The organism is Flagellimonas crocea, from assembly GCF_033441595.1.
Lineage (GTDB): Bacteria > Bacteroidota > Bacteroidia > Flavobacteriales > Flavobacteriaceae > Flagellimonas > Flagellimonas crocea.
The window spans coordinates 550,704-574,718 of record NZ_JAUZVX010000003.1 but is presented as its reverse complement, the minus strand read 5'-3'; the positions used below and the strand labels follow the sequence as shown (position 1 = coordinate 574,718).

At 41.4% G+C, this 24,015-nt stretch carries 24 protein-coding genes and 1 tRNA gene; 8 read left to right on the top strand and 17 right to left on the bottom strand.

Annotated features, from left to right (window positions below):
* The first annotated feature begins 3 nt into the window (after window positions 1–3).
* The 4 genes from SD449_RS12030 to SD449_RS12015 all read left to right on the top strand — a co-directional run bounded on the left by SD449_RS12030 (window position 4) and on the right by SD449_RS12015 (window position 3,884).
* Entirely contained in the window at window positions 4–426 is a 423-nt protein-coding gene (locus tag SD449_RS12030; protein ID WP_318310881.1) for an OsmC family protein, read from the top strand.
* Between the two features lie 103 nt (window positions 427–529).
* On the top strand, window positions 530–880 hold the full coding sequence (locus SD449_RS12025; RefSeq protein WP_318310879.1) for a four helix bundle protein: 351 nt from the start codon (window positions 530–532) through the stop codon (window positions 878–880).
* A gap of 49 nt (window positions 881–929) precedes the next feature.
* Complete coding sequence (recJ, locus tag SD449_RS12020; protein WP_318310877.1) at window positions 930–2,618, top strand: single-stranded-DNA-specific exonuclease RecJ; 1,689 nt, start codon at window positions 930–932, stop codon at window positions 2,616–2,618.
* A gap of 6 nt (window positions 2,619–2,624) precedes the next feature.
* A complete protein-coding gene (locus SD449_RS12015; protein WP_207030956.1) occupies window positions 2,625–3,884 on the top strand; it encodes an MFS transporter in 1,260 nt (419 codons plus the stop codon).
* On the opposite strand, the gene SD449_RS12010 is transcribed toward SD449_RS12015, so the two are convergent.
* The 6 genes from SD449_RS12010 to SD449_RS11985 form a co-directional block, all read right to left on the bottom strand.
* Window positions 3,881–4,639: a UDP-2,3-diacylglucosamine diphosphatase gene (locus SD449_RS12010; RefSeq protein ID WP_404828053.1), complete on the bottom strand. Its 759-nt coding sequence runs from the start codon at window positions 4,637–4,639 to the stop codon at window positions 3,881–3,883. The genes SD449_RS12015 and SD449_RS12010 overlap by 4 nt on opposite strands.
* 14 nt (window positions 4,640–4,653) lie before the next feature.
* Window positions 4,654–4,920: a type II toxin-antitoxin system RelE family toxin gene (locus tag SD449_RS12005; RefSeq protein WP_318310873.1), complete on the bottom strand. Its 267-nt coding sequence runs from the start codon at window positions 4,918–4,920 to the stop codon at window positions 4,654–4,656.
* Window positions 4,917–5,177, bottom strand: a complete 261-nt coding sequence (locus SD449_RS12000) for a hypothetical protein (protein ID WP_163624409.1) — start codon at window positions 5,175–5,177, stop codon at window positions 4,917–4,919. The genes SD449_RS12005 and SD449_RS12000 overlap by 4 nt, the downstream gene beginning before the upstream one ends.
* Window positions 5,178–5,335: 158 nt before the next feature.
* Window positions 5,336–6,103, bottom strand: a complete 768-nt coding sequence (locus SD449_RS11995) for an enoyl-CoA hydratase/isomerase family protein (protein WP_318310871.1) — start codon at window positions 6,101–6,103, stop codon at window positions 5,336–5,338.
* A 49-nt stretch (window positions 6,104–6,152) separates the two neighbouring features.
* Complete coding sequence (locus SD449_RS11990) at window positions 6,153–7,487, bottom strand: MATE family efflux transporter (protein WP_318310870.1); 1,335 nt, start codon at window positions 7,485–7,487, stop codon at window positions 6,153–6,155.
* Between the two features lie 12 nt (window positions 7,488–7,499).
* Window positions 7,500–8,000, bottom strand: coding sequence for a GNAT family N-acetyltransferase (locus SD449_RS11985; RefSeq protein WP_318310868.1), 501 nt, complete (start codon window positions 7,998–8,000; stop codon window positions 7,500–7,502).
* Window positions 8,001–8,053: 53 nt separating this feature from the next.
* On the opposite strand from SD449_RS11985, the gene SD449_RS11980 reads away from it, so the two are divergent.
* Complete coding sequence (locus tag SD449_RS11980; RefSeq protein ID WP_318310867.1) at window positions 8,054–8,851, top strand: universal stress protein; 798 nt, start codon at window positions 8,054–8,056, stop codon at window positions 8,849–8,851.
* Between the two features lie 57 nt (window positions 8,852–8,908).
* A tRNA-Ala gene (locus tag SD449_RS11975) sits at window positions 8,909–8,982 on the top strand.
* A 382-nt stretch (window positions 8,983–9,364) separates the two neighbouring features.
* Here SD449_RS11975 and SD449_RS11970 read toward each other — a convergent pair.
* The 11 genes from SD449_RS11970 to SD449_RS11920 form a co-directional block, all read right to left on the bottom strand.
* A complete protein-coding gene (locus tag SD449_RS11970; RefSeq protein ID WP_099546397.1) occupies window positions 9,365–9,571 on the bottom strand; it encodes a GDCCVxC domain-containing (seleno)protein in 207 nt (68 codons plus the stop codon).
* Complete coding sequence (gene merTP, locus SD449_RS11965) at window positions 9,571–10,173, bottom strand: mercuric transport protein MerTP (protein WP_099546398.1); 603 nt, start codon at window positions 10,171–10,173, stop codon at window positions 9,571–9,573. The genes SD449_RS11970 and merTP overlap by 1 nt, the downstream gene beginning before the upstream one ends.
* Window positions 10,174–10,185: 12 nt before the next feature.
* On the bottom strand, window positions 10,186–10,557 hold the full coding sequence (locus tag SD449_RS11960) for an ArsR/SmtB family transcription factor (protein WP_116216553.1): 372 nt from the start codon (window positions 10,555–10,557) through the stop codon (window positions 10,186–10,188).
* Window positions 10,558–10,731: 174 nt separating this feature from the next.
* On the bottom strand, window positions 10,732–11,856 hold the full coding sequence (locus tag SD449_RS11955; RefSeq protein WP_116216552.1) for a DUF4238 domain-containing protein: 1,125 nt from the start codon (window positions 11,854–11,856) through the stop codon (window positions 10,732–10,734).
* 29 nt (window positions 11,857–11,885) lie between these two features.
* Complete coding sequence (locus SD449_RS11950; protein ID WP_116216551.1) at window positions 11,886–13,850, bottom strand: heavy metal translocating P-type ATPase; 1,965 nt, start codon at window positions 13,848–13,850, stop codon at window positions 11,886–11,888.
* 33 nt (window positions 13,851–13,883) lie between these two features.
* Window positions 13,884–14,675: a cation transporter gene (locus SD449_RS11945; protein ID WP_181898143.1), complete on the bottom strand. Its 792-nt coding sequence runs from the start codon at window positions 14,673–14,675 to the stop codon at window positions 13,884–13,886.
* Window positions 14,676–14,702: 27 nt separating this feature from the next.
* Window positions 14,703–15,125 (bottom strand): Fur family transcriptional regulator, encoded by a 423-nt coding sequence (locus tag SD449_RS11940; protein ID WP_116216550.1) that lies wholly within the window; start codon window positions 15,123–15,125, stop codon window positions 14,703–14,705.
* Window positions 15,118–15,759 (bottom strand): cation diffusion facilitator family transporter, encoded by a 642-nt coding sequence (locus tag SD449_RS11935; protein WP_116216549.1) that lies wholly within the window; start codon window positions 15,757–15,759, stop codon window positions 15,118–15,120. The genes SD449_RS11940 and SD449_RS11935 overlap by 8 nt, the downstream gene beginning before the upstream one ends.
* Window positions 15,760–15,765: 6 nt before the next feature.
* Window positions 15,766–16,956, bottom strand: coding sequence for an efflux RND transporter periplasmic adaptor subunit (locus tag SD449_RS11930; RefSeq protein ID WP_318310863.1), 1,191 nt, complete (start codon window positions 16,954–16,956; stop codon window positions 15,766–15,768).
* A 45-nt stretch (window positions 16,957–17,001) separates the two neighbouring features.
* Window positions 17,002–21,423, bottom strand: coding sequence for a CusA/CzcA family heavy metal efflux RND transporter (locus SD449_RS11925; RefSeq protein ID WP_116216547.1), 4,422 nt, complete (start codon window positions 21,421–21,423; stop codon window positions 17,002–17,004).
* 125 nt (window positions 21,424–21,548) lie between these two features.
* Window positions 21,549–21,806, bottom strand: a complete 258-nt coding sequence (locus tag SD449_RS11920) for a DUF6660 family protein (protein ID WP_313777864.1) — start codon at window positions 21,804–21,806, stop codon at window positions 21,549–21,551.
* A 539-nt stretch (window positions 21,807–22,345) separates the two neighbouring features.
* On the opposite strand from SD449_RS11920, the gene SD449_RS11915 reads away from it, so the two are divergent.
* On the top strand, window positions 22,346–22,615 hold the full coding sequence (locus tag SD449_RS11915; protein ID WP_090292211.1) for a helix-turn-helix domain-containing protein: 270 nt from the start codon (window positions 22,346–22,348) through the stop codon (window positions 22,613–22,615).
* Window positions 22,616–22,690: 75 nt separating this feature from the next.
* Window positions 22,691–23,896, top strand: a complete 1,206-nt coding sequence (locus SD449_RS11910; RefSeq protein WP_116216546.1) for a primase-helicase family protein — start codon at window positions 22,691–22,693, stop codon at window positions 23,894–23,896.
* Window positions 23,897–24,015: the final 119 nt, after the last annotated feature.

Genomic DNA, 24,015 nt, shown 5'->3' with positions numbered 1-24,015 from the left:
GTCATGACAAATCACATAACTACCAAATGGTTGGGAGAGATGGCTTTTGAGAGCAACAATCCATCTGGACATACTGTACGAATCGATGCCGGTGAAGATAGTGGCGGGTCGGGAGCAGGGTTGCGTCCCAAGGCCCTAATGTTGTCATCTTTGGCAGGTTGTTCGGGTTTGGATGTGGCTTTGCTCATTAAAAAGATGAAATTGGAAGTGGACGATTTTAAAATAGAGACCATAGCCAACCTTACCGATGAGCATCCGAAATATTATGATTCCGTAGTAATCGAGTATCATTTTACGGGGGCCAACTTAAATGAAGATAAGCTTAAAAAAGCGGTAGACCTTTCCGTGGAAAAATATTGTGGAGTTATGGAAATGTTCAGAAAATTTGCCGAATTGGACATCAAGACCATTTTTCATCATAAATAAGAGGCAAACAAAAGAACAGGCTCAAGAACAAAACACAAGTTCAATTACCAAATAATCAATTATATTTAAGAATTAGGTCAACCTCAGGATCAATTTTTAAAATATGAACGAAAAGAAATTCGATCTAGAGGAACGATTTGTGGATTTGGCAGCCAGTATCGCTACTTTTTGCCACGATTTATCCAACGATTTTACAGGACAATATTACGGAAATCAATTACTTCGTTCCGCTGGAAGTGCTGCTTTGAACTTTGGAGAGGCTCAAGGAACAAACACCAACAAAGATTTTGTTTATAGGGCTACCATTACATTAAGGGAATTGAAAGAATCGAGGGTAAACCTAAAGATTCTGAAAAAGATAAACTATGGCAATGAAGGAGTTTGCATTGGTTTATTGGATGAAGTTGAACAATTGATTAAAATCACTGCTACCGTAATCAAAAGGAAGAAGTAACTCGAAATTTGAGCTTGAGCTTGAATTTTGCACTTGAACTTTTAAAACTATGCGCTGGACCATAAAGCCAAAACCCGAACAAGAATCCATTGACCAATTGTCCAAAGCATTGGGCGTTGATGATTTGGTAGCGCAGCTCCTAATTCAAAGGGGAATAACCAATTACGAAGAGGCGAAAGCATTCTTCCGGCCCGAGTTGAATCATCTGCACGATCCTTTTTTGATGAAGGACATGCGCAAAGCAGTGGAACGGATTGAAGAAGCCATCAACAAAGGAGAGAACATTTTGGTCTATGGCGATTACGATGTAGATGGGACCACATCCGTAGCGCTAATGAGCGCCTATTTGATGGAAACCTACCCCAATGTGGCCACCTACATTCCCGACCGTTATTTGGAAGGTTACGGCATTTCCTTAAAAGGCATTGATTTTGCCTCGGACAACGACATATCTTTGATTATAGCGCTGGATTGCGGAATCAAGGCCATTGACCAGATAAAATATGCCAAGGAAAAAGGCATCGATGTTATCGTTTGCGATCATCACCGACCAGGCTCAGAACTGCCCGAGGCTATTGCGGTACTGGATCCCAAACAGGAAGATTGCGAATACCCGTACAAAGAACTTTGCGGTTGCGGGGTCGGTTTTAAACTGATTCAAGCCCTGGGCTCCAAGCACGGCAAGACCATCGATGACCTGATACTATATCTGGATTTGGTGGCCACCGCCATTGCTGCTGATATTGTTCCGATTACGGGAGAAAATCGGGTGCTTGCCTATTATGGGTTGATGGTCATCAACGAAAATCCAAGAATCGGAATCAAGGCCTTGATCGATCAGACCAAAAAACGGGAACTTACCATTACCGATGTGGTGTTCATTATTGCCCCGCGAATCAATGCGGCCGGAAGGATGAAACATGGCCAACACGCCGTTGACCTGCTTACCGAAACCAATTTAGCCCAAGCACAGCAATTCGCATCTGAAATTGAACTTTTCAATGCCGAACGAAGGAGCTTGGACCAAGAAATCACACAAGAGGCCTTGGTCCAAATTCAAGAAAACCGGGAAGAAGGCAGGGTCACCTCAGTGGTCTATAACGAAAACTGGCACAAAGGCGTGATCGGTATCGTGGCATCTCGACTAACGGAGACGTACTACCGGCCAACCTTGGTCTTCACCAAAAGCGGGGATAAATTGGCCGCTTCCGCAAGATCTGTCAAAGGGTTCGATATCTACAATGCACTGGAGGGATGTTCCGATTGTTTGGAGCAGTTCGGCGGTCACATGTATGCAGCGGGACTCACGTTGTTGGAAGAGCAGTATGAAACGTTCAAGAGCCAGTTTGAAAGGGTGGTTTCTGAAACCATCGACCCAAAACTCTTGCAGCCCGAAATTTCCATTGATGCCAAAATTAAAATGGACCAGATTACCCCAAAACTGATGCGCATTCTAAAGCAATTTGCGCCATTTGGTCCCGGCAACATGACCCCCGTTTTTATGGCCGAAGGATTAAAGGATACGGGGTATGCCCGTGGAGTTGGCGAAGGCGAGAAACACTTAAAATGCAGCCTCTATCAACTAGGTTCGGAACCTATTGGCGGCATAGGATTTAATTTGGGCGATAAATTGGATGTGGTTAAGCGAATAAAACCTTTTGATGCCGTATTTTCGTTGGATGAAAATGAATGGAACGGAACGGTGAGCCTTCAACTAAAACTAAGAGATATTCGCTAGCTATTTATGGACCCCTACGCAGCACTACGCTATAAGGAATTCAACATATTTTTATTGGTGCGTTTTGCCATGGTCTTTGCATGGTCCATGCAGTTTATCGTAATTGAATGGCAAGTATATTCCTTGACCAAGGACCCGCTTTCTTTGGGTATAATCGGTTTGATGGAAGTGGTACCTGCCGTGAGCATGGCCCTCTTCGCAGGTCATATTGTGGACCAAAAGGAAAAACGGAACCTTTTGGTGGTCTGTATCGCCGGGTTCTCGGTGATAAGCTTCGGATTGTTTGTATTGAGCTGGCCCGGATTGGAAGATTCATGGGAATCCACCACCATATTGTACTCCATTTATGCCCTGGTGTTTTTGGGAGGATTTGTACGTTCGTTTTTAGGCCCGACCATTTTTTCGTTGATTGCCTTGATCGTTCCCAAGAAAATATATCCGAATGCGGCCACTTGGAGCAGTTCCACTTGGCAATTGGCATCGGTTTTGGGACCTGCCTTGGCCGGATTCTCCATAAGCTGGATCGGGGTGCATTGGAGTATGTGCGTCATTTTTGGATTTTCCTTGATGGCGTTGATCTTCCTCTTCCAAATTCCCAAAAAACCTATTATGAACCCTAAAATCGGGGAGCCCGTTTTCCAAAGCCTACGTGATGGACTCAAGTTTGTTTTTGGCAACAAGGCCATTTTTGGGGCACTGACCTTGGATATGATCGCGGTACTTTTTGGTGGCGCCGTGGCGCTATTGCCCGTTTATGCCCAGGATATTTTGCATGTGGGCTCCGAGGGTTTTGGTGTATTGAGGGCAGCGCCAGCGGTAGGGGCATCCATCACCATGTTGGGTTCCACTAAGTTTCCGTTGCACAAAAATGCGGGCAAAAAATTGTTGATGGCAGTCTTTGCCTTCGGAATCTGTATTATCGTCTTCGGGTTGTCGGAACTTTTTTGGTTATCCGTGATCGCTTTGTTTGTAAGTGGGGCAGTGGATGGTATCTCCATGATCATTCGACAGACCATTTTGCAAATAAAGACACCGGACAATATGCGCGGTAGGGTAGCTTCGGTAAATTCTATGTTCGTGGGCTCCTCCAACGAGTTGGGCGCTTTTGAAAGTGGGTTGACGGCCAAACTAATGGGAACCGTGACAGCGGTGGTCTTTGGTGGATGCATGACGCTGCTCACCGTAAGTGCAACAGCAATTGCTTCCCCCACATTTAGGCGATTGGACCTTCAAAAAGATATTGACGAACACGAGAGGGAAGATTAATCCTCCAGTTTTTCCAAGGTCAATTTTTCCCCATCAAAAACAGCGTAGGTAAAAAAGGAGATCCAATCCCCGAGATTGGTATAGGTCGAGGTATCGTTCAGTTTGATTTCCAACGGTAAATGACGATGACCAAAAATAAAATGGTCAAAATGTTGCTCTTCCAACTTGCGCATGGCATACAGAATGAGCCATTCCTTGTCCTCGCCCAAGAATTTGGCATCCGCTTCGCCAGAAATTATCTTGTTGTTTACGGACAGATGTTGTCCCAAACGAACGCCTAAATCCGGGTGCAACCATTTAAAGAACCACTGGGCCACGGGATTGGTGAATACTTTTTTCATCCGTTTAAAACCCTTGTCATGTGGGCCCAGTCCATCACCGTGCCCAATAAAAAAGGAAGTGTCATTGATCAGGAACTGCTGCGGTTTATGGTACACTGGAATATTTAGTTCTTCTTCAAAATAACCGTTCATCCAAAGATCATGGTTGCCCACAAAATAAGTAATGGGAATGCCCATATCCGATAGTTCGGCCAGTTTGCCAAGCGTTCGTGTAAAGCCTTTGGGCACCACGGTTTTATACTCGAACCAAAAATCAAAAAGGTCGCCCATTAAAAAAATGGCCGCAGCATCCTTCTTAATGGAATCCAGCCAGGTCACAAATTTTTTCTCACGGGGCAAACTGTCCTTTCGGGTGGGAGCCCCTAGGTGGTTATCGCTCGCGAAATAGACTTTTTTGCCTTTAGGAAGTGAAATATTGTCCAATGGGTCTAAGGAAAAAGTTTATATATGTCATTTCGTTTTACAAAACGAGACAATATTAAGGTATTGTTTTCGCAATAAAAACCAAGTCGGTATGTACCGACTCTTATTCTGAAGGCATTCGGGTGTCCTGCTAACTTCTTGACGGACTTAAGCTCGTCCAAAACCTCAGCTTCTTTGATTTCGAGAATGATGAGCTTCAATTTTTGCTTTATCTTTTTATCATTAATCTTTCTTAAATCTTTTTCAAGTGATTTATGATATTTGATTTTCATTCATCAAGAATTTTAAAGACATCTTCCTCACTGACAAAGTCCTCTTTGTCTGTTTGCTGCATCAAAAGTAGAAGACCAAGGTCTTCCTTCTCTTCTTCTGATAGCTTTTCAAAACGCTCCAGCTCCTTGTTTTTCACATACTCGACCACGGCCTTTTCCATCAAGGCCTTAACGCTCAAGTTTTCAAAAGCGGAAAGCACTTTGAGTTTTACTACCAGTGACTTATCGACTTCAATGAGTTTTTTGACATGTTCCATAAAACGTGGTCTCTCAAATTATATACCAGCAAATATATAAAATATATATTTTATATATTATTTTTTGTAACGACGATTGCTACGTATTCTATTGACTACATACACCACGACTACAAAAAGGGCCAATATGGGAAAAATCAAATCATTCATAACTGCTTTTATTTTTTAAACTTCTCCAATGCTTTTTTGGTATTTGGCGATAGTGCCAACTTTCCGGATGCTTCAGCACGTTCCAACAATAGGTCGTCCCAATGCTCGGTTCCTTCCCAAAGAACTTTCTTCATTTTTTCCAGAGCTTCGGGGTTATAGGTGGCTAGTTTTTGAACATGGATTTCCAGTTCCCTGTCCATTTCGGTAATGGAATCGTACACTTTTGCGTATAAACCGTTTTCTTTGGCCCAATAGGCATTTTTCCACTCTGTGGGATACAAAGTGAGCTCTGCCAAAGCGGCTTTTCCCATTTTGCGCTCTACCGCCGGGGCAATGACGAACGGGCCTATTCCTATGGATATTTCCGATAATTTGATGGCAGCTTCTACCGTAGCATGCACATAATCGCAGGCCGATGCCAAGCCGACACCACCACCAACAGTTTTGCCCTGTACTCGTCCAATAATCGGCTTGGGACACTTGCGCATGGCATTGATGATGTTTGCAAAACCACTAAAAAACGCCTTCCCCTCTTCCAGATTGGAAACTGCCACTAATTCATCAAAAGAGGCTCCGGCACAAAATGCCCTTTCTCCCTCGGACTTTAACACAATTACAGAAACGTCATCGTTTTTGCCCACTTTATCAAACTCCTTTGTAAGCCGCACCAAAAGTTCGGAAACAAAGGAATTGCTTGCAGGGTGACCAAATTCTATGGTCGCTACCTTGTTTTCAATTTTGGTGTATAGGCTGCCGTTGATTCTATGGGTGGACATTTATTTTCAGTTATCAGTTGTTGTAAACCTGTATTCCGTGAGCACTAAATTAAGGGTTTTGTACCAAGGGTTGGAATTTTCTCCTAAATTTCCAGACGAGGGAAAATCCACGAATCATCATCCAGACCACAAATGCGATCCAAATGGCATATAGCCCCCAACCTAGATAAATGCCCAGATAGAGGCATGGAATGAACCCCAAGAAGGTGGCTGCCAACAGTACGTTCCTTAAATACTTCATTTCGCCCATTCCCTTGAAAAGCCCATCAAAAACAAAGGCCAACGTATTCATCGGCAAACCGATGATTACAATGTAAAAAATGTTGTAGAAGGTTTCCAGAACCACGGTTTCGTTGGAAAAAATCCGGCCAATGGGCCTGTAAAAAATAAATCCGAACGCCATAAGTCCAAGGCTTACAATAGTGCCATACTTCATTATTTTTTTGGCCAATTCCCAAAGACCGTTATAGTCTTGGGCACCGAGCAGTCTTCCGCCAATACTGTTTCCTGCGGCGGCAAATCCATCAATAAAGAAAGCGGAGAACAACCAAAGGTTGATGGCTATGGTATGTGCCCCTATGAACTGGTCGCCCAAGGAGGTGGCCTCGCGTACGGCAAGCATGAGTGCAGCGTTGAGGGCAAGCGTGCGCACAAAGAGGTTTAGGCTCATAAATACCACACGCTTCATTTCTTTGTTGAGCGGAAAAACCAGTTTCATGCTGATTTCCGTCTTTTTCAATAATAGGACAAGGGCGATAATGGCCATGATAGCTTGCGATATCAAGCTTGCCCAAGCGGCTCCTTCCAAGTAAAGGGCGGGCACCCATCCATCGATACCATAAACAAGAACAAAATCCAGTAAAATGTTGAGGCCTGCACCCAACATGGCAATTAGCATGGGGTAAAAAGTATTCTGCAATCCACGAAATATCCCGAAAACGGCAAAGGTGAAAAGTGTAAGCGGAAAGCCCCACACCCTAATGGCATAATAGGATATACAGTACTCTAGAATTTTACCGGATGCGTTGAACAGGGCAAAGATTTCTTCTATGAGAAAAACGGTGGATAAAAGGACCACGATACTGAGCAGAATGTTGAAGAAAATAGCCTGTGCCGGCAAATCTTTTACCTCCGTTAACCGTCCGGCACCCAAGTACTGGGAAATAATGGCGGAAATGGAGCTTCGTGTTTGACCGAGCACCCAAATGAGCATGGACAAAAAGGAACCCACAATTCCCGCTGCTGCCAACGACTCCAACCCGTCCACAGGAATGTTGCCCACGATGGCGGTATCCGTTAAGGAGAGAATAGGTTCCGCAATTCCCGAGATAGTGGCGGGAATGGCCAGTTGGTTGATGCTCTTAAAATTTACCTGCGTGCTCAAATCGGGCGCAAGTTACAGCACTAATTCATAACAATGAAAAGGATGCTGGCTTTGTTTGGGGAAATAGATATCGCCAAGTTTTTGATACCCTCTTTGCTCGTAAAAACGTTGGTTTCTTTTATTCTGTGAAAAAGTATCCAGCCGCACCGAAGCGAAATTATTTTTCCTGGAATAATTTTCTGCAAAATCCATCATTTCTTGGGCCAAGCCCTTTCTTTGAAGGTCTGGATGAACGGAAAGTCGGTGGATATAGGTGCTGTTACCGTTGGGGGTCAGCCATTGGATGGGTTTGTACTCTTCGTCCATCAATGTGGATATGACGATGGTTCCTTGGATAGTCTTGTTTTCCTCTATGACGAAAAGTTCTTCTCGTTCAATGTCCTTGATGAAGGCTGCTGCGGAAGGATAATGCTCGTTCCACTGATAAATGCCGTTCTCCTGCATTTTTTTGGCGCAGGCTTGGGTGATGGTCAAGATATCGGGGATTTCGGATATCTTTGCGCGTCTTATCATTGATTCATTTCAATTTAATTGTAAATTTAAGGTTTAATCATAATCACCAAACCATGAACAATATACTTGTACCTATTGGAACTTCTCCAGATTCTTCTAAAACATTACAATATGCCATTGACTTTGCGTCCGAATTTGGAGCTAAGGTCTTTGTAATGGATGTGTTCTCGGTGACCACGGCCATGGGGAGCTTGGCCAATGTGGAGGAGAAAGTGGCAAAGAGCAGCAAGGAACATTTAAAGGAGGTGATAGACCAAGTGGACACTAAAAATGTCGACTTAAAGATGGCAACCTACAATGGTGATATTATTGATGGGTTAAAGAGCATCAACAAAGAACTTGGTATTGATTTGATAATCATTGCTCCAAAAAGTAACGATATACAGGAGGAACTTTACTTGGGGAACACTTCGGGTAGAATCATAAAGCAGACTGAAATTCCAACCTTGATCGTGCCCAAAGGAACTGTTTTTAAACCTGCAAAAAAGATATTGACCGCTTTTGGGTCGGGCATTTTGAAGCGAAGCAGTATTTTGAATCCTTTGATCATTATCAAGAACAAGTTTAGATCTGAAGTGAGCTTGTTATTGGTAAAAAGACCGGGATACACGGAGGATGACCTTAAGGTCAACACCGCTTTGATGGACTTGAGTTCACAATTGACGATTACAGAAAACGGCACCACCTATTTAGGGGTGACGGAGTATTTCCAAAAAGAGCATCCGGACATGTTGTGCGTGTTCCGCAGAAAGCGTGGATTCTTTAAAAAGTTATGGGAAAAGAACACAATCCAGAAATCGGAATTCTTTGTAAAGATTCCCGTATTGGTACTCAGCGTTAAAAAAGATTAAGGAAAGGGCGCAATTTTTGATACTTTGGGAAAAAAGTATTTCCTTTGCGCTCTCTTTGGGGGATTAGCTCAGTTGGCTAGAGCGCTTGCCTGGCAGGCAAGAGGTCACCGGTTCGAATCCGGTATTCTCCACAGTAACAGTAAGGCTTCAAGAGTTTTTAACTTTTGGAGCTTTTTTCATTTGCACGCAATTTGCACGCAAAACTGGTTTTAAATTAAGCTCGGTATTATTTGATTCAAATTGGGCTATTTCTATGCTTTTTAATCCTTTATAGCATAATTTTTTGAAAAAGTATCACATTTATTACATGCGTTAGCTTCAGTATTAGATTTATGAATCTAAGTCCCATAAAAGGTCAATTAACGAAACAAATAAAAGAGACCACAAATGTGACCGAATGACAACAGAATTTTTGAAATAGAAAAGAAGTTCAAAAAAAGGGCCGTTAAAATGAACTGTTTTTAAATGCACCGAAAAAGTTTTCTTTTACTAGAGAACTGTGTAGGCAATCAATCAGCAACAATCTTCGTTATTCTGAATAGGTGGACAAGCGACAGTACCGTAGGAACAAAAGACACAACAATCCCCTTCTTTTGGCTTAAGGACTTTTTTGCAATTGTCACATTCATAAAAGAATTGACAGGCCGTTGTTGGCATTTCCTCTTCTTTTTCAAGCCCGCAATTTGGGCAAGTAATTGTTGATATTAACTGAGGTCTCATTATTTGACTACTTTATAAGCTGTACTGTTTATGGCTTTTTTGATTGCGGGCAAATCGGTTTTGGTCTTGTCAAATTCCACTATGGTGTTGGCATTTTCGTAGCTGGTTTTTACCGAAATAATTCCATCCAACTTATTGACTTCACTTTCTACGTGTGCCTCACAACCCACACAAGTCATTCCCTCAACATAAAACGTGTGCTTTTCGATATTGGATTGAGAGACATAGACGATGTCCTTTGTGGGCTGTGCATAAAATAAGTTGGAATAGTACGGGAAGGCCAGCATCAATCCCGAAAATACGGTTACGATGAACAAAAATTGTTTGGATTGCCAAAATGTAGGTTTCGCATCATCGTCACAGGCACAATCTATTTCTTCCTTTGTTTTTGGCCGTAATTTCTGATACCATGCAAATACCAAAACAATAATGGTCAAGCCGATAAAATAGGGTCTAAACGGCTCGACCCAGGAAAAGGTAGATGCAATGCCGCTTGTTCCAGCAATCAGTGCCAAGACAGGGGTAATACAGCATATTGATGCTGCAACTGCGGTAAAAATACTGGTATAGGCCGCGGTGTTTGAAGTATTATTCGATGCCATAATTTAAACTTTCTAAGCTGTTTTCTTTCTTATCGAAATTGAACTGAAAATTCCATTTAAAACATTATCCTCACTCTTTACCAACGAATAATATAATGTTTGACCTTCACGTCTCGATGTGATAATTCCTGCATCCTTCATTTTACGGATATGTTGGGATACCGCGGGGACACTCATTTCAAGAATGTCAGCAATATCGCAAGGACACAATTCATTTTCTATGTTCAAAAGAAATAGGATTTTCAGTCGTACCTCACTTCCGGCAAGGGCCAAAATTTTGCTCATGGCCTTAAAACTATCGGAAGAATTTTCTATTGTCCTCTTGCACCGTGATATTTGTTTATGGTCGGCTTCATTCCGGGTACAGGTTATTTCCAAGCTCATCAATTTTAACTTAACGCGTCTACAAATATATCATTATTTAAGCAAATACTTATATACTAAAACTGTAGACATATTATTTAGGAAGTTGGATTGGTTCTTTGTTTTAGTTTTTATAGACGAATGCCTACCGAGTTTTTGTAGCACCAGTGAAAAAAATAGGGGACTATGATATTTCTATTTCGGATTCTGATTCCAATGTCCGGCAGCAATAAGTAGCCTTTTCATTTGAATAAGTTGGTCTTCATCTTTGAAATATTCATGACTTAGCATTTTTCTCAGTTGACCAACGGTTTCTTTTGAAGTTAATCCCTTTTTTTCAAAAAGTTCGGTAAATTTCTGAAGTTGCTCTAACTTGTACTTTGCCTTTTCAACAAATTGTTCCCCATTTTCAGAATCCTCGTAACTCGATTGAATTTCAAAATGTCGTTCTATCGTACCCGGTTTTCCAATTATCAATTTCTCAGCATTAATCTGAACGATTCCATTTGTAGTAAAAACATAGTCCCTATCGTGAACCATCCTATTAATTCTGGTTTGACCATCAGCAATACTGTTTGGAAAGATTTCTAAGTAGTATTTGGTATCTAAAGGCAAAGTTATTACTGAGTCAGGATTAAAAAGGCCTTCAAATCGAGTTGATTTTACGCCGCGTATTGATACCGGATTATCGCAAGTAATTAATGGTGCATCCTCATCATTGATTCGGTGGACATTTATAGTACAATCATATTTGAAATCCACAAATTCTTTCCATTTTTCCAAATGTTGAACCAAGAATTTAATCCTGTTACGCTCTTTAAATTCGTGTCTAACTTTACCAATATCCTTAATATTGAATTCGTGCTTTTCTTCTTCAAATGTAAATTTCACATCGCCGTTTTCGTCGGCGTACAATAACATTCTATCTAAAATTTGGTCGGTAAATGCGTTCTGATGATTAAGAAACCTCGGGGTTCTAAAATAAAGGGATAGGCAGACGTATAGTACTTGCCTTTTTTGCTCAGAGGTCAATATCTTCACATTTTCATCGACAAGTAGTTTATAAATCTTAGGGAATTCAGAATCGACGTGTTCGGCATAATGATATTCCAAATCGTATTTCCTATCAATCTCGGCATTCGGAATCGTATAAAGATTTTTCTGAAAGCAAATACTTTTTGTACTAATCTGTTCAAGAAGCAAATCATCTTCCAATCTGTAAGCATCAACAAAATAGTTGCCGTTATTACCTTCAACACCAAAATTTTTCAGGTAAGACCGTGGTATGTATTGTTGCTTGATGGGTTCGTTTTTAGCCATACATGAAATAATGAATTTTCATGAATGTACTAATTCCATTCCATCTTCTGCAATCGTATCGCATTCAATATAGCCAAAAACGCCACACCCACATCAGCAAAAACAGCTTCCCACATTGTCGCTAATCCACCTGCACCGAGAATGAGGACTATGACCTTGACACCAAATGCAAGCGCAATATTTTGCCAGACAATTCGTCGCGTTGAACGACCAATTTTAATCGCTCTTGCAATCTTACTGGGTTGGTCGGTCTGTATGATAACATCGGCTGTTTCTATAGCAACGTCGCTACCCAAACCACCCATTGCAATACCTACACCACTTGCTGCCAAAACGGGTGCATCGTTAATACCATCGCCAATAAATGCTACTTTGGTTTCGGGTTGCTTTTTGAGCTCTTCAACCTCATTGAGTTTATCTTCAGGCAACAGTCCGCCTTTTGCCCAATCGATTTTCAACTCTTTTGCAACCTGTTGTGTAATTGAGTCTTTGTCACCCGATAGCATTATAATTTTGGAAATTCCTGCATCCCTAATTTGTTTAATGGCTTGGTGCGCATCATCCTTTAATTCATCTGCAATGGTAACATAACCTGCAAATGTTCCATCTATGGACACCATAACGATTGATTCTACAATACCATCTGTTTCCGAAGGGACTTCTATGCTGTTTGAGGTCATCAAGGCTTTGTTACCTACCAATACCGTTTTCCCGTTGACCTTTCCTTTCAATCCCTTTCCGGCAACTTCCGATACATCTGTCGCTTCATAATCTGACCCGTCCGCTTTGTATTCGAGAATTGCTTTTGCGATGGGATGAGTAGATTGTTCTTCCATCGCCATCAGGTATTTCATAAATTCGGCTTCCTCAAATGTGATGGAATTGATTTCCTTGATTTTAAAAACGCCTTTGGTAACGGTTCCTGTTTTGTCCATTACGACCGTGTTTACTTGGGTCATTGCATCCAAAAAGGATGCACCCTTGAATAGAATACCGTTTCGCGATGCCGCACCCAATCCGCCAAAATAGCCCAGAGGAATGGAAATGACCAGCGCACAAGGGCAGGAAATTACGAGGAATATCAATGCTCGATAGAGCCAATCCCTAAATACATAATCATCTATAAAAAAGTAAGGCAGAAAAGTAAGTCCGATAGCGAGGAATACCACGATTGGTGTATAAATCCGTGCAAATTTTCTAATGAACAATTCGGTCTTTGATTTTCTGGCGGTTGCATTCTGCACCATATCCAAAATTCGTGCAATGGAACTGTCTTTAAATTCTTTTGTGGTTTCAATCTCGATTACGCCATCAAGATTTATGCTTCCTGCAAAAACAGTATCACCTTTAGCAATAGTATCAGGTTTGCTTTCGCCTGTCAAGGCAGCAGTATTAAAAGAACCCTTTTCAGAAAGCAGAATGCCATCAAGCGGAACTTTTTCGCCTACACGCACCTGTATCTTTTCGCCAATCTCAACAGTCTCGGGATTTACTGAAACAAAATCATCATCACGATAAACCAAAGCCTCATTGGGTCTTACATCGAGTAAGGCTTTTATATTTCCCTTAGCACGGTTAACGGCCGCATTTTGGAAGAGTTCGCCCACGGCATAAAATAGCATAACGGCTACACCTTCAGGGTATTCGCCTATGGCAAAAGCACCGAGGGTTGCAATGGACATTAAGAAGAATTCAGTAAAGAAATCCCCCTTTTTAATACTTTCCCAGCCTTCCTTTATTACAGGGAATCCCACAGGGATATAGGCTACCGTGTACCATACTACGCGAATCCATCCTTTGAAGAAAGGAAACGCATCAAAGTAATCAATAGCAATTCCGGCTATCAACATTACGAAGCTGAAAATAGCCGGTAGATAGGTTCTGAAATTTGAAATTTCTTCAGGGCTGCTATGGTTATGGCCATCGTCGTGACTGTGCTCGCCTTGTTGTTTTTTTGGTTCTAAGTCACGTAAGTTTATTTTTTTCTTTTTCATATGTTCTAATCAAGTTTGATATCATTTTAAAAACTACTTCGATAATTTCAATATTCTCAATGCACCGCGCATTACAAAAGTGAAAACGATGCCGCCAATCACTAAATCGGGCCATTTACTATTCAGAAAATAAACCAGCACCCCAGCTACTATAACACCACCATTAACAATAATATCATTGGATGTAAAAATGGCACTTGCCTGCATATGAGCCTCTTGACTCTTTGCCTTGTTGATGAGCCAGAGCGATATCAAATTACCTGCCAATGCGAAAATTGAAACGATAATCATCCATTGAAACAAGGGTGTTTCGGTATTGCTAAAAAACCTTCTCAAGACCTCTGCAAACCCAAGTGTTGCCAATGCCATCTGAAAGTATCCGCTGTATTTCGCAACCTTCTTTTTTCTTGAAATGGCACCGCCTACCGCAAATAGGCTTAATGCATATACGATGGAATCTGCCAGCATATCTAATGAGTCTGCCACAAGACCCATCGAAGAAGAAATCCAACCGGTGGTCATTTCGATAACGAAAAAGCCAAAGTTGATGCCCAAGACCCACCATAGGATTCTTTTTTGTTTGGATTGGTCTTCCATTACGGGTGGTTCGGCTTCTGTGGTTCCTTCTAAGGAATCCCCAAGTTTTAAGCTGGCTATAGACGTTTTTATCGCCTTGACGTCGTCCACGTGATATACTTCCAATTTTCTGTTTGGAATATCAAAATCCAAGTGTTTTACTTGAGCATAAGACTCTAACTTCATCCGAATCATCTGCTCTTCTGAAGGGCAGTCCATTTTAGTTATTATAAAAGTGCTTTTTTTCAAAATCAATCTAATTTGTTCGTTTGTTTATTAAAGTAAATTACTGCTGCATTTTTCGCATATTCCCGTAACCACGAGATTAACATCCTCTGCCAAATATCCATCTGGCAAATTGATATGCGGGATTTTTAGTTCCGTTAAACAAACTGTTTCGTCACAGTTAGTGCAATGAAAATGTAAATGCAAATCCTGTTCTATTTCACAATTACAGCCTTCTTCACAAAGTGCGTATTTAGAGATTCCAGTTCCGTCATCTATGTGATGCACCACGTTTTTTTCTTCAAACGTTTTTAGGGTTCGGTACAATGTGGTTCTATCCGCTTTTGCGAAAGCATTCTCAATATCAGTCAGGGCGATGGCGGCATCCCTATCGGCCATATACTTATAAATCAAGATGCGCATTGCGGTGGGACGCACGTTATGGTCATTTAATGTTTTTTCAATTTCAGTCATTTTGTGCGGTGTTATAATTGATATTTTTAGCTTTATTGTAGGCTTCATAGCCTTCTTTTGCAGCGTACGGAACGATAAGTAATGCCGCCACAGGATCTGCCCACCACCAGCCTAACCAGTTGACCAATAGCAATCCTATAAGTACGACCACGGTTTGGTATAAGCAAATAAAGGTGTCTTTAGCATCAGCCAGCAAGGCTGGACTGTCTAATTTCTTTCCATACTTTCTTTTGAAATAGATCAGGATAGGATTTACAACCAGGGAAACCAATAATATAATCAGTCCCATCGTGCTCCAGTTTGCGGTTTCTTTATTTATAAGCTTTGTAATGGAATCGTAGGAAATGAAAATACAGATGAGCGTAAAGGAAACTGCAATTACGTTTAACGTGATTTTTTGTCTTCGTTTTACTTTTTCTTCATCGATACCTTTAATCTCGCCGTGTAGTCGCCAGCCTAATGTTCCCGCACTAACCACTTCAATCGTGCTGTCCAATCCCCAACCTATCAGAGCCGAACTATTTGCTGTAAATCCAGCAATAAGCGAGACCGCAACTTCAATAACATCGTAGATGACGTTCCAAATCTGTAAGGTTCTTGCTACTTTTAAGTTTTTCTTTCTTTTTTCTTTCATTCCATTTTAATCATCGTCACCAAGTTCCCCTTTTTTCATCTCTCCCATAAGGTAATAGGCATTATTAAAGGCAAAATGAGTATTTGGGTCTGGGGTTTCAAAAAAACGTATGGCTATCCAGTCACCATCCTTCTCGCCCGTAGTGACTTCTACTGGTATAAAACTCCAAGTGTTGCCTTCCCTTTGCGCTTTAAACACATAATCCCTACCACCTTCTGTAATAATGGCACTTTCTGGTAATGCGGTTTCAGCGGTTTCATCGTTATCAACTTCAATCCTACCTTTAATGTACATTCCTGAGATAAGACCACCACCTTTGTTCTCAATTTCTGCGTGTACGTGCACCGCTTTAGGATCTTGCTCGAAGGTTTTTCCTACTGAATAAATTTCGGCAACGAGTTCCGTTCCTGGTCTTGATTGAACGCTAAATCGTACTTGTTGACCTTTCTTTACCCTATCAACATCTTTTTCGAAAACCATTAAATCTGCGTGTACGTGGTCTGTATCTACTATTTCCATTAGGTTGGTCTGTGGCTCCACATATTGTCCAGTTTTTATAAAAACTTTTTCTACAACCCCTGCAATGGGACTGCGCAATGCAACACGCTGGTAGATAGTGCCATTGCGCACGCCATTCACATTGATGTTGTACTGTCGCAATTGTGCTTCCAGCCCGTTTACCATTGCGGTAGATGACTGATAGTCTGCCGTTGCCTTTTGGAAATTCATACCAGATGCCACACCAGCTTCATAAAGCCTTTTTTGACGTTCGTATTCTTGTTTTAAAAACCGACTGTTGCTGTGTGCATTTAAGTAATCGCTCTGTATCTGTATGATGCTGGGATGTGAGAGATAGGCAACCGCTTGATTTTTTTTCACTTCATCACCTTCTATTACTTCTATGGATGCCACATTTGCTCCTGTTATGGCAGTAATGGATGCTTCGTTTTGGGGTGGTACTTCCAGCGTGCCATTTGCTTCTACATAACCGCTCATATAACGTTGTGAGAGCGTGTCAATTTCCATCTGTAAGGCTTCAAACTGCTGTGCCGTGAGCATTACTTCCTTAGTTTCGCCTTCCATATTATCTTCTTCATCTTCCCCTTCAGAGTGATTTTCTTCTGTTTCAGAATGGGTGGCTTCATCGTGGCCATCTTCAGTTTTTGACTCGCCACAGCTGAATAATGTCAATGCCATAAGCATTGTGGTAATCGGTATATATTTTAATTTTTTCATCTTTTTTTAGTTTTGGAAATATTGTAGTTTAAACAAGGCTTCTAAATAATTATCGAGTGCGTCCAGCGCATCCATTTCGGTCTGTATGGCATCACGTATAATTTGCGTGAATGCTGCATAATCAAGCGCACCTTCTTTGTAGGCGAGCAATGCGCCTTTGCGCTGGTCTATGGCAAGTGGCAGAGCTTCGGTTTTATAGAAAAACCAAGTATCTCGCCATCGTGTATAATTTTGCTGTGCTTGTGTATATTGGGATTGCAGCTCGCGTTGTTTGAATGCGGCATTGGTTTCTGCAATCTGTGCATCCAGTTTAGCAGCTTTTGCGCGGCTGCGGTCTGGGCCAGAAAACAGCGGTATGGAAATCCCTGCCTGATAGGTGTAGAAACCACTATCGCCATTTACACGTTGCAGGCCACCTTGCAGATTAAACTGGGGCAGTAAGCTTGCCCTTGCTGCATCATAGCTTGCTTGTGCTTCGTCTATACGCTTTCGCGAAAGCGATAACTCGGGATGTTCATCCAATGTATCATCAGTCTCTAACACCGAAATTTCGGTAGCTTCAAATTCATCAGCTACGGTGTACATCGTATCTGGTGTCAACCAAAGATTGAGTTTTTGTAATGCGATTAAATAATCTGTTTCTGCCTGCTGAAACCTGTTGGTTATCTGTAACGCTTGATTGCGCGCAGCAGCATATTCCAGTCTCGAAATGGCTTCGACTTCAAAATTGAGTTCTACAGATTGTGCAAATTGACCATAAATGCTGTCCAGTTCTCGATAAAGAACAAATTTCTTCTTTGCCTGAAAAGCTTCTGACCAGGCTTTTTTGACTTCCAGTTCTATCTGGATTTCAGATAGGTCAAAAGCTGTTTCGGCTAACTGGATGCGTTGTTGTTGCAAGCGTTTTTTGGCACCTATTCCCAATAGATCAATATTTTGTTGCCCGATACCTATCAAGGTATAAATGCCCTGACCATCTGCCACTTCTTCGCCACCTGTAAATACTTTAGTATTACCGAAGTCATAGGCATTGCCCGTGAGTGCGCTCTGTCTTTCTATTTCGAGTTGGCTCGTCTTGAGTGCTGGATAATTCTCTTTGGCAATTTCTACAGCCCGAGATAAGGTAATGGGTGTAATGCTATCCTGAACAATGAGGTCTGGCACAGGTGCTTGTGTTTGTTGCGCTTTCGCCAAAGCGGTACCACCTAACATAAAACCAAGTATTAAAATCGTGGTCAATGCTTGCGGATTAAACGAACCAATCTTGTTCTGGTCTTTGCGCTCACGTCGCTTTTCTATAAAGATATAGAGTACAGGAAGTACTATCAACGTGAGTAGGGTGGCCGTAAGCATCCCACCAATAACTACCGTAGCGAGCGGTTGTTGCACCTCTGCACCGGCTGATGTGGAAAATGCCATAGGTAAAAACCCAAAAATATCTGTGGTAGCCGTGAGCATAATGGGGCGAATACGTTCTTTAGTCCCTTGAAATATTCTATCCTTTATGCTTGTAACACCTTCTTCCTTTAAAGAATTAAATCGGTTAATAAGTACCAGCCCGTTAAGAACTGCGACACCAAATAGCACAATAAATCCTACACCTGCCGAAATACTAAATGGCATATCTCGAAGCCATAAAGCAAACACACCACCAATGGCCGCCAAGGGAATCGCGATGTAAATCATTAGCGATTGTGAAAAGGATTTTAAGGCAAAGTATAACAGTACAAATATCAAGAACAGGGCGATGGGCACAACAATTGTTAAACGATCCTTAGCGCTTTGTAGGTTTTCAAACTCTCCACCATAGGTAATATAATATCCTGATGGCAAGTCCAGTTCTTCATCTAACTTTTGTTGTATATCTTTTACAACAGACTCCACATCTCTGCCTCGTGCATTTACACCTACATAGGTTCTTCTATACGTATTGTCACGTGAGATTTGCATAGGTCCAGGCACGTATTCAATCTCTGCTATTTCAATAATGGGTACCTGGCTTCCATCCTTAAGATCGATGTACATCGTGCGCAGGTCATCAATACTTTTTCTATGGCTTTCATCAAATCGTACCACCAGATCAAATCGTTTCTCGCCTTCAAAAATGACGCCAGCGGTACCACCTGCAAAAGCAGTACTTATGTAATCATTTACTTTTTGAATATCCAGTCCATATTGCGCCATTTTATCTCGTCTGAACTTTACGGTCATTTGTGGTAGTCCAGCTGTACGTTCTGCACTCACATCGCCCGCGCCAGGAACGGTCTTTATAATAGCTGCCATTTCCTGAACCTTGTCTGATAACACCTCTAAATCTTCGCCATATAGCTTTACTGCAATATCCTCTCTTACGCCTTCTAAAAGCTCATTAAATCTTAATTCGACCGGTTGGGTAAATGATAAATTAACCCCGACGAGTTCATCATCCAGTTTATCCCTTATGGCTTCAATCAAACCTTCTTTAGTAGAAGCAGTTGTCCACTCGTCCATATCCTTATTAAGGATGATATACATATCTGCAATATCCATAGGCATAGGATCTGTAGGTATATCTGCCACACCCATACGTGCTGTTACCGTTTTAATTTCAGGAAAATTTTCTAATAGGATAGTTTCTATTTTCTTTGAAACTTCAATGGATTCTGTGAGCGAGCTTCCTGGTCTTATAAACGCCTGCATTGCTATATCTCCTTCATCGAGCTGCGGCACAAATTCTCCACCCATATTAGAAAATATAAATCCAGCAATAATAAGCAGAACAGCAGCAGATGATAACACGATAAGCTTAAGCCGTAGTGCGCCTTTTAATAATGGCTTATAAGCATTATGTATAGCACCAATAATTTTATCACTTATCTTTTCAAGCCAACGCTCAAATTTGCCAAACCAGCTTTTGGTGTTTTGAACTGGTTTCATAAAAAGCGCAGACATCATTGGGACATACGTAAGACACAGAATAATTGCACCTATCATAGCAAAACCAAAGGTGTATGCCATCGGTTTGAACATTTTACCCTCTACACCTGTAAGGAAAAGTATAGGTGTAAAAACTATAAGTATAATGATCTGCCCGAAAAAAGCAGAACCCATCATCGTGGTTCCGGCATCATAGGCTACTTTATCCATTACGCCTTGATTGAATTTTAGCTTTCCAGACCTAATCCGTTTTTGGATCTCATACACCGTTCCTTCTATAATAATCACGGCACCATCTATAATAATCCCAAAGTCTATAGCTCCCAAGCTCATTAAGTTTGCCCATACATTAAATTGCTTCATTAAGATAAAGGCAAAAAGCAAGGACAACGGTATGGTCGTGGCCGTTATGATGCCACCTCTTAAACTACCCAACAATAAAACAAGGGCAAATATCACGATTAGGGCACCTTCCAGTAAATTGGTTTTAACGGTATCGGTCGTTCTGGCAATTAGCTCACTACGATCAATGATAGGGGCGATAGTGAGACCTTCTGGCAGGGATTTTTCAATTTCTGCCATACGATTCTTAACATTTTGAATAACCGCATTAGGGTTTGAACCTTTTAGCATCATTATTATTCCTCCCACGGCTTCCTTACCGTCTTGCGTAAAAGCACCATAACGTACCTGATTCCCAAAATGGACGCGTGTTGCAACATCTCCAATAGTTACGGGAATGTTGCCCTCGTTAATAATCGAAATATCTTTAATGTCTTCCAAAGAGCGAATAAGACCTTCACCTCTTATGAAATTTGACATTTTATTTTTTTCTATGTAAGCACCGCCTGTATTCACATTGTTCCGAGCGAGAGCCTCATACACTTGTGAAATACTAATACCCAAACTATTCAACTTATCTGGGTTGACAGCGACCTCATACTGTTTAATACTGCCTCCATAAGAGTTGACCTCTACCACGCCTTCCAGTAATGTGAGTTGTCGTTTGATAACCCAATCTTGCACGGTGCGCAGTTCCATAGGCGAATACTTGTTTTCAAAACCCTCCTCTGGCTTTATAGTGTATTCATAGATCTGACCTAAACCAGTAGAGATGGGACCCATAGATGGACTTCCAAATTTTTCAGGGATAGATTCGCCCAGTTCGTTTAGTTTTTCCTGTACCAGCTGTCGAGGAAGATAGGTTCCCATATCGTCTTCAAAAACGATAGTAACTACGGAAAGGCCAAAGCGTGAGATAGATCTTATTTCTGTAACGCCTGGTAAATTACCCATAGATAGTTCTACGGGATAGGTTACGAACTGTTCAATATCTTCCGTTCCCAAATTGGGCGATTGTGTGATGACTTGCACTTGATTATTGGTAATATCTGGCACAGACCCAAGATTTACCGTTGCCATTGACCAGATACCGACACCTATAAGAGTCAATGTAAACAGACCGATTATAAATTTGTTATTGATTGAAAAATCAATGATTTTGTTAATCATAGATAAGGATGTTAATTCAGTTGAAATTCTTGTTGAGCACATTGAATAAAAAGCAATGCACAATGTTGACGAATCCAATAGATGGACACGTCAAAACAGGATATAGCTATCCTATGAAAACTGGATTATGCCCGAGGTGGCTGTAAAAGGGAAAGTGAAATATCCTTGCCCAAACTATCGAAGTGGATAAAATTTTCTAGCGAAACGATAGGCTCGATGGGTTCAAAAATAGCCAAACGGAAATCGATGGTATGTGAATGACAGCATTGGCACTGGCAGAATGGGGAACACAGTTCACAGTCTTGTCCGTGTTCGCCATCGAAATCCATTACAGAAACGACCTGTGTGCCTTCATCAACACTGCTGGCATCGCTACAAGGCACGAAATTGAGTGCCAGAAAGTAGATGGATAATATAATCGCAAAAAATTTCACCTTGCAAAGGTAAAAGAATTATAGTGCAATTGGGTTGCAAAGAATGGCTTTGAGCGTAGTTTTTTAAAAGGAACGATTTTCAAGACAGTATTTTTCAAAAAAGCACTAGACTTTCTTAAAGTAGTATCAAAGTATCAGACTTCATTAAGACAATCCAAAGATTAAAACATGCTTTTTTAAAGTGCCTATTTTCTAACTCCCCTAGTCTTAATTGTTGATAACTCTGCTTTCTTCCATTAAACCACCTATTTGCCCAAAATAAGAACAGTTCCATTTGGTATCAAATGAAACCAAATAAAACTAAGGGTTTATCAATACCATTATATTTGAACTATTTTAACATAAAAAACTGTATATCAATTATTTGTGAATAAAATCAATCGGTCAATCTTACTTTCCCTCCTCCTTATTTTTATCTTTATCCAAAGAATTCTTCAAAAGAAAACAAAAGCGCTTTTGTTCATTTCTAATCTTTAAAAAGAAATAAAATGGACAATTTTTTAATACTGGAACGGCTCGACCGTTTGGAAAGGCTATTGATCGCCAATAAAGAAGTGCTGACCTTCGATGAGACCTGTGACTATACCGGCATATCAAGAAGCTATCTGTACAAGCTTACCGCTGCGGGGCATATCCCGCACTCCAAGCCCAATGGAAAACTGATTTTCTTCGAAAGGAAAAAGATAGTGCGTTGGCTGCTGCAGAACCAACAGAAGCCTTTACCGGAAAGCAAAACGATCGGGGATTCGATTCCCTAGTCGAATTCCTCTTTAAATTATTTGTGGACTCACGATAATTTCATAGAAACCCTAAGATTTCAAAAATTTCAAAATATGAAAATAGTACCTTATATAAGGGTGGGCACGTCTTTCTATAAAATTGTAAAGTATCCTACCATTTCGGGACATTTCAACGAGCAGCTGGTTCCGTGGAACGAGCATATCATCAAGCAGGACCATGGCAAGGACTATCTGGGCAAGGTGCCCAAATATGACGGGTTCGCCTGTATTCCTTGCCATGTGAATTTTAAAAAGGAACACCATGGTTTCTACAATACCTATTCCCCTTTGACGCATGAACCGAAAGAGGGATGTATAATAAGGACACGGGGCTTTTTGAAGCATATCTTCGGAAATCAACTGGAGCTGGGACTGGACTATCTGAAACTCCTGTACCAAAGACCGGTGCAGGTGCTCCCCATCCTCTGTCTGGTATCCACCGAAAGAAACACCGGGAAAAGCACCTTTCTCAAATGGCTCAAGGAAATCTTTGGCAACAACCTGACCTATCTGACCAACGACAGCTTTGCAAGCCAGTTCAATGCGGACTGGGCCAACAAGTTGCTGATATGCGTCGACGAGGTACTGTTCAACAAGGAGGAACTCACCGAGCGAATCAAGTACCTGAGCACCACCAACCGGAACAAGCTTGAGGCCAAGGGCAAGGACAAACGGGAAGTGGAATTCTTCGGAAAATTTATTCTCTGCAGCAACAACGAGGACAGTTTTATCAAGATCGATGCCCATGAGACACGGTTCTGGGTGAGGAAGATCCCATCCCTTAAAAGGGAGGACACCGATTTCTTGGACCAACTGGCCCGGGAGGTGCCCGCTTTTTTGGATTTCCTTTCAAAAAGGGAATACAGTACCAAGCAAAGAACACGAATGTGGTTCACTCCAAAACAGGTGCATACACCAGCGCTGAAGAAACTGGTAAACAATAACCGGAACAGGGTGGAGAAGGAACTGGCCAGTCTACTGCTCAGTGCCATGGAAAAGTTCGAGATGGACTCCGTGGACCTTTGTCCCATCGATGCCCTGCACATGCTCAACCGCACAAGGGTCAAGACCGACCTGACCCAATTGAGGCGGTTGCTGAAAAATGATTGGAAACTGGACAACCAGCCCAATTCCAACAAGTACCAAAAGATCACCATCTGGAACAACGGTGAGATCAACACCGAGGACGCAAAAGGGAGGTACTTTACCATAAAAAAGAATTTTTTGGTCCAAAATTTTGATGATTTGATGACAGATTGATATAAGCCCAGTATTTATAAGGGTTTAGGCTGTCATCACTTTGTCATCATTCTGTCATCAAAATAAAAAATGATGACAGGTACTATGAAGAAAAAAACAAAAACGATGAAACGATGACA